The sequence below is a fragment of the Chitinophaga polysaccharea genome (assembly GCF_007829335.1).
In the GTDB taxonomy this organism is placed as follows: Bacteria; Bacteroidota; Bacteroidia; order Chitinophagales; family Chitinophagaceae; genus Chitinophaga; species Chitinophaga polysaccharea_B.
Map to the genome: position 1 here is coordinate 639828 of NZ_VIWO01000003.1, position 13204 is coordinate 653031.

The window sequence follows — 13204 nt, forward strand, 5'->3', positions numbered from 1 at the left end:
AGCTACTTCTCTGCTATGCAGGTATAATTTTATGCCTTCATCAAAGCTGTTTTATGCTAAAGAAATATCTTATCTTCCTGCTCTTTCTTAGCGTTGCTACGCGAAGTAATGCCCAGGCGGACACCAGTAAAGTATACCGGGTAGCCGTACTCTTGTATCCCGGCGTGGAATTACTCGATTTCGCCGGTGCTACCGATGTATTTGTAAAAGCTGCCGGAGTAACCGGGGGGAAGTACCAGGTATATTCCCTGGCAATGACCCCGGAGATCGTATCCACTGAACGCAACACCATCGCGATACGGCCCGGGTACAGCGGGCAGGGGGCCTTTCCTCCGCCAGATATCCTGGTGATCCCTGGCGCGCCCCTGGAAACCATCGATTCATTGATGAGTAATGCCGCTTTTATGGGGTGGCTCAGGCGGTTAACAGACGGGGCCGGGGTGATGATGTCGGTATGTACCGGGGCTTATTTCCTGGCACAGGCCGGACTGCTCAAAGATAAGCCGGCTACCACGCACTGGTATGCTTCAACGGATTTCGGGACGCGGTATCCCGGTACCCGGCTGGTAAGGGATGTACGGTATGTGGACGCCGGCCGCCTGGTCACTGCATCCGGCGTATCGTCCGGTATCGACGGGGCGTTGCATATGGTGGAGAAATATAGTGGACCGGCCATCGCAGCGCTGGTGGCAAAGATTATCCAATATACGCCGCATCACCAGGAGGCCTGGCCATTGAAATAATTTTCCTGGTAACTGCTGACATAGGGTTGTCACCCCGGGTATCTAACATTGCATCCTGTTCGGTTTTTTAGCAAATACACGGGCCTGCTAAAAAACGCTATTTAAAGTCCTTGTAAATATGTAGCTGTATACGGGCATACAGCGGCATATTTGCAGGGCTTTTTAGCAAATTGAACCCGGTAACAGGCAACAATATCGATTAGCTGGCTGTTACACAAGAAAGAACCCGATAAAAAGGCAGTTATGAAAAAGTTACTATGCTGTTTACTGCTGTTGCCCGCTTTGGGATTTGCCCAAATCAATAAGTTGTTGAGCGGGTATGTATATGTAATGGCGCATGATGGTAGTATTGGTGGAGGATTAACAGGTAACGTGGAATTATTTAATGCCATCGGCATTGGCCCCGGGGTAGAAGTTACCTCCTTTGAAGGCCGCACCCTGATGCCGGTATTTGCGGACCTGAAAGTAAAGCACCGGTTTAAATACATCGAGCCCTATATCAACGGGCAGTTTGGATATAATGTATACAGTGTAGACCGTACCGAAAATGTACCCTTGTCTACCGGTGGTGGTCAGCAATCCATTACCTACAACCAGTCGGGTAAATTCTTTTATGGCGCCGGTGCCGGCGTAGCATGGCACTTCAACACCATGGGCGTTTTTATTTCCTATGTTTACCGGGGATATAAATACCGGTCTCCAAAAAGCATTGCGGAAGACGGGCAGTCGGTTAATTTCGGTACCCGGTCTGTCAATGCCAATGTATTTACACTGGGCGTTGTATTTTAATAAGCACTAAGCTTTTTTCCGCTTAGGCATTACCAGGCTGTCGGCCGGGTACTTTGCCTGCATCGCTGTACGGATGCCAACACACCAGTCGTTCACTTGTTTTTTCTCGTCAGCACTCAGTTTTGCGTTGGTATGTACCAGTGTATAGGAAGATAATGGCATACCGCCTTCATTCACTTCTTCAGCTACTTCTCCGATTTTTTTATATTGACGGGCAATGCGATAGCCCAAAAATTCGCTGAAGTTCAAATGACGTTTACCATCTACAATATGATTATTTAACCACCATGCTACCGGTTGTATCTTTGAATACCAGGGATAAATGGTATTGTTGCTATGACAATCATTACAGGCGCGTTGTAATATGGCCTGTACCTCCGGGGAAGCCGGGTAGGCCTTCATAATGTCATGGTCGCTCACTGCAGCGGATACATTGGGCGCCGGACGAAAGAACTGGATGATGAGCAATATGCCCAGTAATACCCATAAGAGTTTTTTGATGATCTTCATGACAATTATTTATAACCTGAAGGTAAAGTAATCTCTGGCATTTTGGAAATGCTGTCCCAGGAGTTTAAAAAAATATGTTAACAATAAATTGATATGCAGTTTTTCGGCAGCTAATTACTTTTGGCTGGAAATTGATCTTATGGATATCGAAATGGGTAGACTTCCGGGTGAAGGACGGTCATAGGGCTATCATTGCCTTAATGCCTATTGCCATGGGAATAGGTACCGGCGCGCAGTTGCATCAGCCATTGGCTATTGCAGTTATCGGTGGATTCATACTGGCGTTACCGTTACTACTAATTGTATTGCGCTGGACGTATTGCAGGCGATCATAAATAACCCGGCGCATTAGCTTGTTTTCGCTGATGCGCCGGGCAATAATTAATATATTTTTAGCGGTTACAGTCAGCTGTCCAGGTCCTGCCGTTCCTGGTAAATCCAATCACCAGTTTATCTTTATTAATGGTAATAAGTCCGGTGCCATCTGATCCAACACTTGTTAAGGTGTTAGCGTCTTTTTTTTCAAACTGCACGCCGGTGAGGTCCGGAATACCATCAGAAAAACGGAAATCATAACGGGTATCTATCTTGGTAACGAAGACACTGCCATTCGCCTGGCTAATATTTTTTTCATTATCAATGTAGCCGATTTTTCCCCTGAAGGTGCCTGCAAAAATATCTGTATCTGCCGGGTCAGTATTTTTGCTGCAAGATGCAAATACGATGACGGCTAATAGTAGTATCCCAATAATTTTAAGCATTGATTTCATAAACTAAAATTTTTGGTTACAGAATAATAGTCAATGCCCCAAAAGCAATTAACATACCAGAAGCGTGTTAGGGAAGTATTTTCGTGATCACGCTCATCCTTGTGAAAAAATATATTTACGCTACAATGCTTTATTATGGCGGTTGGTGTGGCTTTTATTTCACAAGATATACTGTGGTAAATGCAGCTGCATTAGTTATCGGGGTCGTGCATAGTTTTAATGAAGGGGAACTTTTTTATATTAAAATTATATAGCTTAAAGAATTATTCCTATATTTATTGAAGCCCTGTTAATTAATAGTAAGCACTAATAGCAAATGCTCTGCTCCGCATTCCACCTGCACAGCAAGCCCCAGCAATTTATATAGCAACATCACTTTTTGTTTACGTTGATGTAAATATTCTGTGTGCCTCACGCGGCATATAACTTTTATATCTGCACGAAAACGAAAACTGTTTTACTGCCGGCCATTTAATGGTCCGGGCAAAGGGAATACTATTTTTAGCGGAACCAGGCTTATCCTGTATCCGCTAACGGTGAACCGTTGCATAAACCCGAAATCCAAAATCTTTTATCCATTTATTTTTTAATCAATTAACTCTTACAGATGAAAACTTCTAATTGGCTGATGACAGGAGTGATGTGCCTGGCCTTGTTCTCCTGTCAAAAAAATGAAAACGCACAAACAGGCGTCATTTCAAACGAGAAAAACCCTGTGGCGGCAGTTCCCAGATCTGCTATCAATCGCTTTATCCGTGGAAAATTAGCAGACAGCGGATATTTTAAATGGGAGATGGCGGGCAACGATATTGCCTGGAGTGCCCTGGTGCAGGGAGATAGCATTCTCTCTGTTGGTTATCAGCCAGCAGATTTCAATGATCTTAGTCATAACATTCATGCGATTGATCTGAATAGTACAAGCTGGAAAGAAGCAAAACAGCAGGTGATTAACCTGATCGTGGAGAATGAAAAAAAGGGCAATCCTGCCTTGACAGAAAAGGAGGTGGTGTTGTTGTCCCGTAACAAACTGCCGAGTATCAATGTAAAGGTTAGTCGCATGGCTACACTAAAATCATTGAGGAGCTCTAAGCTGGTGCGCTATGCAGAGCCTATTGGCTATGGCGCCTATATGGCGGGTAAGGTCTCAGACGGCAAAGTAGGCGTGGAATCTACGTTGCTGAATTTTGGATGCGGCAGTAATAACGCTGAACCAGGCCTGGTGGCTGGCGCCGACTACACAAACATTACGCCCGGTGCAAAGCAATCCTGGAATTATGCCTATCATAATATTCCGCAGGCCTGGACCAAATCTACCGGCAGTGGTGTAAAAGTAATGATCATTGATACTGGTGTGAGCCCGGATCAACCGAATTTGGGCAGTTTGTTTAACCAGGGATTTTCTTCTGGCAGAACTATCCAGAAACTGGTAACTTACCCGGGAGGTACGCCTGATGATCTTTGTGGGCATGGTACCAGCATGGCTGGTGCTTTGGCTGCACCCAGGGGCACCAGTGGCAGCGCGGCAGGTATTGCCTATAACAGCAACCTGGTAACCGTGCATGCTGCTGAAAACGTGGTCATTCTTTCACAAGAGACTGTAACCGGTGTAACCAATGCGTATATCCTTGGCGGAGATGATCCGGATGTAAAGATCATCAGTATGAGCCTGGGTACCATCATTGATGTGAGTGTGATCATAGATGCTATCCGTTATGCCTATAACAAACAAAAACTGATCTTTTGTGCTGCCGGTACTTCCAATAGCTTTTTCGGAAGTTTTATAGGCGTTATTTTCCCGGCAAATCAGCCGGAAGTATATGCAGTCACCGGTATGAAAGATAACCTTACCGACCGTTGTGGCAATTGCCACGTAGGAAGCAAGGTAGCGTTTACGGTGGTAATGGAAAAGGCATCCAACAGCCACCTGGCGCTTTCTACGGCCATGACAGGTAATGATCCTTCTACCGTTGGTGGTTCCTCTGTAGCCACCGCCAGTTGTGCCGGTATTGCTGCTTTGGTATGGAGCAAATATCCTTCTTATCCTAAAGACAGTATTGTGGCGCGTATGATAAGAGCTGCCAGTTTGAGCCAGCATAAGAGTAACCAGTTTGGTTGGGGGAATGTGGACGCCAGCTTAGCGGTAGGGCAGTAGAAAAACATCTATGGGATAAGGCACTGTTTAGAATAAGGTAAGCGGGGCCGCCATTAGTAAAATAACGGTGCCGGGGCGTCTGCCCCGGCACTATCTACGTTGTTACCTGTTCAAACAATTACACGGAAAGTTACCTCCATGAATGATCATCCCGGGGAAATGCTTACAACAGGTAAACCGCAGATTAATAGATACTGGCGAAAACGGTACCTGTAATATTTACATTGTTGAAGGTAGCGTAGCCGGAGCTGGTAGTGATGGATTGCCCGGCAAAAGTAAAGGTATGTGAGCCGGGGGCAGAAGTATACATGTTGATGGTATATACACCTGCGGCTAATGGGCCATAGGAAGAACCCGAAGACGGGTCCAGATAGGCGCTGACGTTAGTGGGGCCGTAAAGGTAAATGGAGCCGGTGTATGTGGTACCATTGTACACATTAAGACCAATACTAAAAAAACGGGCGGTACTGCTTCTTTCAGCGCGGAGCAGGGCTGACGGAAGGGCAACAAAGGCGCATAGTAACAGGATGCAGCATAATTTTTTCATAACAGTTATTTTTTGAGAGGAGGTAACTATCCGTTGTACCGGGGTATAAAGTCATAACAATATAATAATCACATTTGGTAAATGCAATGATGCGGGGAGAAAACCATACACTTATCTGGCAGCAGAAAGTCGCGGAATTTTGCTTAAGTTCAGGGCGGAATTAAAAACTATACTATGCTCCAACGACTCAGCTACTGCCTGTTGCTATTGATCAGCCTGCCGGCCCCGGCTCAGAAAACCACTGAAAACCTTCATTTTACCAGCAGCAAGCAACAGCTGATTGCGGTATATAAAGGCACTATTTTCGTAAACGGCAACAAAACCTACCAATTGTCGCCCGACAAGATTGTATATAACAGCCGGCGCAACCGCCTCATTGAAGACGGTGGCAATGTGTTCTTATTCCTGGAGGTGACCGCCGCTCCCAATAAGAACAGGTTGATCGTATTCGGTATCAACAACTCCATTGCCGATTCCCTGCTCAGCGCAGTGGCTTCCGATGTAAAAGACTATGACCACGACGGGCAGCTGGAGTTTGGCGGTAGCGAAGCGCCTAAGGCACACCCTTCGGCCGATTCTATCTATTATCTCCCGTCCCGGTTTTATGAAATAAAGAAAGGAAGAATCAATATAGATGCGGAGTATACAGAGAAGATAGATAAGAAAGTGAATGGCGTATACCTGGCAGATCCGTTAAACAGCAACGGTAATTGTTGTAAAGCCATTCCTAAAACCAAAGGCCGTCCGAAGTAATCAGGTAAGTTAGTCACGCAAAGGCGGAAAGCTGCAAAGAGCGTAAGTTTTGTGCTTCTTTGCTGCATTCCGCCTTTTCCATGTCTTATTTTCTAGTGAACAGCGCCGCATACATATTCCCTGACCGGAACACGGAGGGGCGTTCATTTATTTTAACCGCGTTGCCAAAGCCCTCCCGCCGGAGCAGCTGTACCAGCTCTTTAAAAGGAACAGGATAGGGTACCCACGTATTGGCAGAAGAGGTATCGTATTCTACCACCAGGAAAATGCCATTGGGCCGCAGATGTGATTGTACTTCCCGTATAAAAGCGGTTTTATCGGCCACATAATGAAGGGAGTTAGCCATCAGCAGGCCATCCAGATGTTGCAGGGGCAGCGGTGTTGTTACAAAATCCAGTTGCCCGGTACGAATGTTTACCCCTGGTGGATCGGGTAAAGACAGCAACTGCACCGGCGCCTTATCAAAGGCGTATATGGTACTGTTGCTACCCAGCAAATGCGCCAGTGCAAAGGTAAATAAGCCGCTGCCGGCGCCCAGGTCTGCCCATACCTGGTGGGGACTCCTGTTGAAATAAGGGTGATGAATCAGTGAAATAGCATCGCTCAGCTCCATAGGATGTAAATATACACGACAACCGGAAATTTCCACGAATAGAGGGATACGCGTTTTATCCCGTTGTATAAGTGAAAACCAATATCCTCATAACTGACTATAGTGTCCTTAAACGGAAATCCATGCATTTTAGCGCAGGCAAGCGAAGCCATATAACGTGGATCCCTATACGCAGTAAATAATTACGCAAATTTCGATGGCACTTCAACTGCCCGATAGATAGTACTTCATCGGAAAGGGCAGTAAAGCGACATATATTGTCTATGTTTTACCGGCCTCCGGACAATTGTCTGGAGGCCATTTATTTACTGCGGAGATTATCTTATATCCAGGCGGCAATGAAATTTCTTATACTCCATGGGTGTTTTCCCGGTAATCAGTTTAAACATGTTAATGAAGTGGGAGAGGGTGTTATAGCCGCATTCATAGCATATTTCACTGATACTGGTATCCGATTCTATCAGCAGGTTACAGGCATGGCCTATTCTGAGTTCCGTGATAAAGCGTACATAGGTGATACCCTTCTGTATTTTAAAATACCGGCAGAAAGAAGTGCTGGTCATGTGCATGATGGCAGCTGCTTCTTCCAGGCTGACTTTATTTTTAAAATGGGTGAGCGTATATTCCATCACCGCTTTTAGCCGTTCATTTTCATGGTGAGCGGTATTAGCGGGTATACTTTGGGTAGACAGCAGCCGGTAGTCGCCGCTGTCGGCAATCAGGAAAAGAATTTGCAGCAAAGACAGCAAACGGCTGCCGGGTGATTGCTCTGGCAGCTCTTCCATCATGCGGGCCACTTTGGTGGCGGTAGGCGCTTCTACTTTCAGACCCAGTCGCGATAGCGATAACAGGTGCGTGAGCTTCCGCATTTCCGGCAAAGCGGTGAGCATCGGCGTAATATCCTGCTTGAATAAGGCTACCACCGCTTCCCCGGAAACATCTTTCTGCTCGCATACAAACGTTTCTTCGTGACGGAAGGAGTGGGGCAGGTTGGCGCCTATCAGCACCACATCCCCGCTGGCAAAAGGACCAATATAGTCGCCTATCAGCCAGGTGCCGGAGCTTTTCTTAATGTACAACAGCTCCAGTTCGGGATGATAATGCCAGTTATTGCGCATTTTTTCTCCGATATCCCTTCTCACGGTAAAGGAACACTCAGGGGAGGTAGACACATTTTTTAATACTGCTTTCATACACGTGGTGGATTAAGACAGTCGTCTGATAGCGCTAAAATAGTTGTTTTCTGCCATCATTCCTTATTTACAGGGTCACCATCGCTTTAACCACTTTGGTGGCCGGATCGGCCAGGGAAGGGAAGGTCTCTTTTACCGCCATAAAATCGATATGATGGGTGATATATGCTGCAGGGTTGATGAGGCCTTGTTGAATACTACTGATCACGTGTTCAAAATCGGCCCGGGTGGCATTCCTGCTGCAAAGCAGGGTGGTTTCCCGTTTATGCAGCTCCGGGTTGGAGAAGCTCAGGGCTTCTTTTTGCAGGCCTACGAGTACATAGCGGCCTCCGTGCGCCAGGTAATAGATGCCGTTATTCATGGCTTGCAGATTGCCTGTGGCATCCATGACTACGGTGGGCATATCGTCCCCGGTGATGGCTTTTACCTGTTCCCTGGCATCGGCATCGCGGGCGTTGACCGCAAAGGGCACCTGGAACTGGGAGGTGCAGTATTCCAGGCGTTCGGCGTTGACATCAAGGGCAATCACGCGGGCGCCGGCAATGCGGGCGAACTCCATAGCGGCGAGGCCTATAGGTCCTGCGCCAGTCACCAGCACATATTCGCCGGGTTGTATGGCGGCCCGCCTTACGGCATGGGCGCCAATCGCCAGCGGTTCTACCAGTGCCAGCGCTTCGTAGCTCAGTCCCTCACCATGCAGCAGCGACGCGGAAGGAATGGAAATATATTCTTTCATCCCCCCATCGCTATGTACGCCAAACACATTGATTTGCTCGCAGCAGTTGGGTAGTCCCCGGCGACAGGCAATACAGGTACCGCAGCTGAAGTAGGGAATGAAGGTTACGGCCTCGCCTTCCCGGAAACCGGGAGCATTATCGAAGGCCATCAGCTCCCCGGATAATTCATGGCCCAGTACCCGGGGATATTGAAAGAAAGGTTGCGTGCCTTCAAAGGCATGCAGATCTGTGCCACAGATGCCTATCCGTTTAATTTTGATAATGGCATGGCCCGGTGTCAATACAGGTAAGTCCGTGCGCGCATAGGTCAGATGACCGGGAGAAGAACAGATCAGTTCGTGCATCATATCGTTGTGTTATTTCAGGCTGATTTTCAGGCCGGTAACGGTCCAGGAGGGGAGTTGTGCCGGCATATCGATTACCAGTGCATCTGCTTCCACTTTCCATTTCAGCGGTTCCTTACTACCCAGCAGTTGTATAGCAGTAATTTTTTTATGATTCAGGTGGGCGTTGCTGCCTAATGCTTTGATCCGTATAGCCTTGGCGGGCTTGTCGAGGATATACGCATAAAGGTAGTTGTTGCGGGTGGTAAACCGGATATCTTCGGCGGTATATTTTATTTTGTCTTCGTTAAAATTACCTGCTTTGATAGTGGCTGTGTTGTCGGATTTTTCTCCAAAAACTTTCCAGGGACGGCTGCCATAGATCCCTTCTCCGTTTACGGCCATCCATTGGCCTATCTCATCCAGGGTATGTAGGATATCCGGTTCCAGGTCGCCTTCCGGTGTTTGAACGATGTTGATCAGCAGGTTCCCGTTTTTGCTGACAATATCTGTGAGCATGCGCAGGATATCGGTAGCCGATTTATAATGCTGCCCGGTGCGGTAGTACCAGTCGCCGATAGAGGTATCTGTTTGCCAGGGGAAGGGGCTGATACTATCCTGTACACCTCTTTCCAGGTCCTGGGCCCACTTGCCGTCGGACGGTTGCTTACAGTTGTATATGGCGGTAGCCTTGCCTTTATGATATTGCAGATTGTCGTTGTAAAAATTGGCCAGCATACTCCGGCCGGTATCTCCAAAAGGTAGCTGGCTGTCGGAATAGAGGAGGTCCGGGTGGTAGGTTTCCACCAGTTCCTTTACATCATCGTACCATACTTTCATCCAGGCAGGATTGGTGGTGAGCCAGCCATTGTCGTTGTCGGCCGCGCGGGTATGATACAGAGAGGCGTAAGCGGTGTCGTTGCCATCGTAAGGAACGTCTTTGTACTGGCCTGCTTTATCGGCGCGATGGCTGGGCTGGAACCAGGTATAGCTGGCGGCCAGGTGTTCGGATACGCCGAAGTAAAGTCCTTCTTTTTTTGCAGCCTTTTGCCAGAGGCCTACCACGTCTTTTTTCGGGCCCATTTTTACGGCGTTCCAGGGGTGGAGGCGGGAGTTCCATAAAAAGAAGTTGTCGTGGTGACTACCCATACTCACAAAGTACCGGGCCCCGGTTTTTTTATAGAGTGCCATTAGTTTCTCCGGGTCCCATTTTTCTGCTTTCCATAATGGAATGATATCCTTGTAGCCGAATTTTGAGGGATGTCCGTAATGTGCCACGTGGTATTGATAATCGGCGCTGCCTTCTTCATACATCTGTCGGGCATACCAGTCGCCCATACGGGGTACGGCCTGTGGTCCCCAATGTGCCCAGATACCAAATTTGGCGTCGCGGAACCAATCGGGATACTTATATTGTTGAAGGGATGCGTCGGTAGGTTGATAAGGGCCTTTAGTAACGGGTAATTGCTGTGCCACTGCCGCCTGGGTCATGGCAATGGCCAGGGTGGCTGCATACAGGGTGTGTTTGGTAAATGGTCCGGTCATAGTAGCGGTGTTGTTTAAAATCAATGTCCGTCAAAAATAAGATGATCACTTCCGGCGCTGATCGACAATTTTATCTGGTTGATAGTGTATTTTATCTTTTTGCCAGTGGCGAAATACCGGTAATATTTTGCCGGAAGCTGATAACCGTTTTATTTACATTTATTGTTTTGGCTGTCTGGCGGCTGGTTGACTGATATTTTTATGTGCATCACAGATGCTATTTGAATGATTTTTGATCAATTGGTAAAAAATAGCTACATTGACAATACTAATAAAAGTTTTAGCCAGCTATTATTAAGACCAAAATCAGTTTTGCTGTAAAAGATCCACGCATGCCTGCAATGACAGATGTTCGTTTTGACGAAGCGGCTTTATGGAAGCGATTTAAAGCTGGTGACAAAGCTGCCTTTACGCTCATTTACCGGGAATACACCGTGTACTTGTTTCAATATGGCTTTCGGTTTTGTACCGAGCAGGAGAAACTGAAAGACATGATTCATGATCTTTTTATTGAGATATGGAATAGCCGGGATCACGTAAGTGAAGACGTGGCCATACGGTTTTATTTGTGTCGCAGCCTTAAGTATAAATTGATCAGGGCCAATTATCAATACAGGAGCATCACGGGCAAGCAAGACCAATACCTGCACGATCATATTCAGCCGGAAGCCACGGTAGAAGAACAAATCATTGATGCTGAAATAAAAGATTCACGCAGTCAGTTGCTAAACAACGCTATTAAAAAGCTATCCCGGCGTCAGCAGGAAATTATTATGCTCCGCTTTTATATGGGTTTTACCAATGCCCAGATTGCTGAAATGATGCATATGAAATACCAGTCTGTCAGCAACCTCCTTTACAATGCGCTGGGACGTATTAAAGAAACCCTGGAAACAACTCCTTTTGCCCGGCGTTTGCTGGAAACCTTCTACTTTTTTCTATAAACGGGCCTCATTTTTCCTTCATGAGCCTATTGATGTCTTTGATGGTAGGGTGTTTCAAAGAAAAGTTAAAAAAACTTTATTTTTTTTGAGTATAAAAGCAAAGCTTTTGTCATTTATGATAAACGGGCAGTTTATTGCCGTTTAAATCATCGTTGCATGAAGCATTTCGGAGAAGATACCTGGGAATTTATACAGGACGATCATTTTGTTCAATGGGTATTGTTTCCCGATGCAGTCAATACCGCATGGTGGGAACAATGGATGGCAGACCATCCCGAGCGGGTGCCTGTGCTTGAAAAAGCCCGGACAATGGTACAGACTTTGGGTAAAACTGTTCCCCACAAGGTAGATCACCGTTTGCTGGAAGAAGTATATGCCTCTCTTGATCAGTACCTGGACAAGGAAGTGCCGGCGCCGGTACAAACTACCGCCAGGGTGGCTTCCCTGCGTAAATGGTGGTGGGCGGCAGCAGCTGTAATAGCGGGAGGTATCGCGATGGTATCCATCTCCCGGAAATCCGCCACAAAAGAAAACCTGCTGGCCGACAAGTTGCAAAGCCATATGGAACAGCAGCAGCTGGTGCGGGTTAATACCAGTACGACCGACCAGGTAGCGTGGCTGACAGACGGCTCCTCCGTGATATTAAAAACAGGCGCCACCATCAAGCACGATGCCTTTCTTACCCAATCTAAAAGAGAAGTATACCTGAAGGGAAATGCTTTTTTTGATATCGCCAAAGATGCGGAACGGCCATTTTATGTATATACACCCAAAGTAGCCATCCGCGTACTGGGCACCAGTTTTAATGTGTCGGAAGAGAGTGGTAGCCTCACGGTTACCGTAAAGACAGGAAAAATTGCCGTGTATAGTATGACCGATAAGCAGCACAGTTATATTATTACACCCGGTCATCAATTACGGTTCGATGCCCGCACCGCTGCCTTTGTAGCCGATTCGCTGAACAGCGAACAGCTGGCGGCCCTCCAGCCGGCAGCGGAGATGCCCGCTTTTGCATTCGATAATGCACCAGTCCTCAGCATTTTTAAAGCATTGGAAAGCGCCTACAGCATTAAGATTAATGCCAGCGAGGAAACGTTTGGCAAGTGCTTTATCACCACCACTATCAGGAATGAAACGTTTGAAAATAAGTTAAAGATTATCTGCGCGGCTATCAACGCCAGTTATACGATCAGGGAAGGCCAGGTATTTATTACCGGCAAACCCTGTAACTAACCGTATTGTTCACTTATAAATCGCTTGTTATTCACTTGTAAATCACTTGTAATTCACTTGTAATTCTCGAAAAACGAACCCAATGTTTACATAATGTATCAACCAAAAATGAAAGTGGCGATGCGCTAACATCGCCACCCGGGTAATTTTTCCTGTAATGTCTGGACAACTGCACAGGAAATGAATTGTCGTACTAATCGATTTTATTAATCACAACAAAACATTTGAAGTTATGCACAAATTTGCAAACTCCAACAGGACTGTCATATTTTTTATGAGGGTTGCCTTACTACAAATAGCGCTTCTGTTTTGCCTGATTACCTGCACATTCGCTAAAAATGTTCACGCGCAG

At 46.7% G+C, this 13204-nt stretch carries 14 protein-coding genes; 7 read left to right on the forward strand and 7 right to left on the reverse strand.

From position 1 onward, the window contains the following. Nucleotides 1–53 precede the first annotated feature (53 nt). Together FHW36_RS14170 and FHW36_RS14175 are read left to right on the forward strand one after the other, a co-directional pair. On the forward strand, nt 54–743 hold the full coding sequence (locus FHW36_RS14170; protein WP_145669954.1) for a GlxA family transcriptional regulator: 690 nt from the start codon (nt 54–56) through the stop codon (nt 741–743). Nucleotides 744–986: 243 nt separating this feature from the next. Then, nucleotides 987–1532, forward strand: coding sequence for a hypothetical protein (locus FHW36_RS14175; protein ID WP_145669956.1), 546 nt, complete (start codon nt 987–989; stop codon nt 1530–1532). Nucleotides 1533–1538: 6 nt separating this feature from the next. Here the strand turns inward: FHW36_RS14175 and FHW36_RS14180 are convergent, their stop codons facing one another. After that, a complete protein-coding gene (locus tag FHW36_RS14180) occupies nt 1539–2042 on the reverse strand; it encodes a heme-binding domain-containing protein (RefSeq protein ID WP_222429073.1) in 504 nt (167 codons plus the stop codon). A 131-nt stretch (nt 2043–2173) separates the two neighbouring features. On the opposite strand from FHW36_RS14180, the gene FHW36_RS14185 reads away from it, so the two are divergent. After that, nucleotides 2174–2377 (forward strand): efflux RND transporter permease subunit, encoded by a 204-nt coding sequence (locus FHW36_RS14185; protein WP_186452435.1) that lies wholly within the window; start codon nt 2174–2176, stop codon nt 2375–2377. A 57-nt stretch (nt 2378–2434) separates the two neighbouring features. Here FHW36_RS14185 and FHW36_RS14190 read toward each other — a convergent pair whose 3' ends face one another. After that, nucleotides 2435–2812, reverse strand: a complete 378-nt coding sequence (locus FHW36_RS14190; RefSeq protein WP_145669958.1) for a hypothetical protein — start codon at nt 2810–2812, stop codon at nt 2435–2437. A gap of 607 nt (nt 2813–3419) precedes the next feature. Here FHW36_RS14190 and FHW36_RS14195 point away from each other — a divergent pair. After that, on the forward strand, nt 3420–4964 hold the full coding sequence (locus FHW36_RS14195) for a S8 family peptidase (RefSeq protein ID WP_222429074.1): 1545 nt from the start codon (nt 3420–3422) through the stop codon (nt 4962–4964). A 184-nt stretch (nt 4965–5148) separates the two neighbouring features. Here FHW36_RS14195 and FHW36_RS14200 read toward each other — a convergent pair whose 3' ends face one another. Next, nucleotides 5149–5511, reverse strand: coding sequence for a hypothetical protein (locus FHW36_RS14200; RefSeq protein ID WP_145669960.1), 363 nt, complete (start codon nt 5509–5511; stop codon nt 5149–5151). A gap of 174 nt (nt 5512–5685) precedes the next feature. On the opposite strand from FHW36_RS14200, the gene FHW36_RS14205 reads away from it, so the two are divergent. Then, nucleotides 5686–6264 (forward strand): hypothetical protein, encoded by a 579-nt coding sequence (locus tag FHW36_RS14205; protein ID WP_145669964.1) that lies wholly within the window; start codon nt 5686–5688, stop codon nt 6262–6264. An 85-nt stretch (nt 6265–6349) separates the two neighbouring features. Here the strand turns inward: FHW36_RS14205 and FHW36_RS14210 are convergent, their stop codons facing one another. The 4 genes from FHW36_RS14210 to FHW36_RS14225 form a co-directional block, all read right to left on the reverse strand. Beyond that, nucleotides 6350–6877 carry a class I SAM-dependent methyltransferase gene (locus FHW36_RS14210; RefSeq protein ID WP_145669966.1) on the reverse strand — a complete coding sequence of 176 codons (528 nt, stop codon included), beginning with the start codon at nt 6875–6877 and terminating at the stop codon, nt 6350–6352. Nucleotides 6878–7194: 317 nt separating this feature from the next. Further along, nucleotides 7195–8070: an AraC family transcriptional regulator gene (locus FHW36_RS14215; RefSeq protein ID WP_145669968.1), complete on the reverse strand. Its 876-nt coding sequence runs from the start codon at nt 8068–8070 to the stop codon at nt 7195–7197. A gap of 67 nt (nt 8071–8137) precedes the next feature. After that, nucleotides 8138–9154 (reverse strand): zinc-binding alcohol dehydrogenase family protein, encoded by a 1017-nt coding sequence (locus FHW36_RS14220; RefSeq protein WP_246121151.1) that lies wholly within the window; start codon nt 9152–9154, stop codon nt 8138–8140. 9 nt (nt 9155–9163) lie between these two features. Then, nucleotides 9164–10675 carry an alpha-L-fucosidase gene (locus FHW36_RS14225; RefSeq protein WP_222429075.1) on the reverse strand — a complete coding sequence of 504 codons (1512 nt, stop codon included), beginning with the start codon at nt 10673–10675 and terminating at the stop codon, nt 9164–9166. 332 nt (nt 10676–11007) lie between these two features. Here FHW36_RS14225 and FHW36_RS14230 point away from each other — a divergent pair, with 332 nt between their 5' ends. Continuing rightward, nucleotides 11008–11619 (forward strand): RNA polymerase sigma factor, encoded by a 612-nt coding sequence (locus FHW36_RS14230; protein WP_145669971.1) that lies wholly within the window; start codon nt 11008–11010, stop codon nt 11617–11619. Nucleotides 11620–11775: 156 nt separating this feature from the next. Further along, nucleotides 11776–12852 (forward strand): FecR family protein, encoded by a 1077-nt coding sequence (locus FHW36_RS14235; protein WP_145669973.1) that lies wholly within the window; start codon nt 11776–11778, stop codon nt 12850–12852. Nucleotides 12853–13204: the final 352 nt, after the last annotated feature.